This window comes from Pedococcus sp. P1_H8 (assembly GCF_056405175.1).
Map to the genome: position 1 here is coordinate 1 of NZ_JBFUCP010000374.1, position 392 is coordinate 392.

General features: G+C 70.7%; 1 protein-coding gene. It reads left to right on the forward strand.

Annotated features, from left to right (window positions below):
• Positions 1–225 precede the first annotated feature (225 nt).
• Positions 226–392 (forward strand): DUF3151 family protein (locus tag AC1DYG_RS20435; RefSeq protein ID WP_477641664.1); only part of this gene is annotated, 167 nt, incomplete at its 3' end.

Consider the following 392-nt stretch of genomic DNA (forward strand, 5'->3'; position numbering starts at 1 on the left):
GCGTCTGCTCGGGGGCAGGCCGTTCCAGCCGGACCGTCGCGCTGTCGGCGTCGGCCGATGCCGCTGTCGAGGCATCCGGGCCCGACGCGTCCGCAGTCGGGGAGTCCGAGAGCGTGGGGTCAGGCGTCTTGGGGTCCGGCACGTGGTGCACCCTTTCAATCGTCGATCCGTGTCCTGGTGTGGGCAGCCTATCGAGCATGGGGCCGCCGGGGCACAATGGTCGCCATGACCTCTTTCGGTGATTTGCTCGGCCCGCAGCCCACCCTCCTTCCCGGAGACGAGGACGCGGAGTCGGAACTGCTCAACCATGCCGACCCCAAGCAGGTGGCCGCGGAGCACCCGACGGCCTCGATCGCCTGGGCTTACCTGGCGGAGGCGGCCCTGGACGGGGG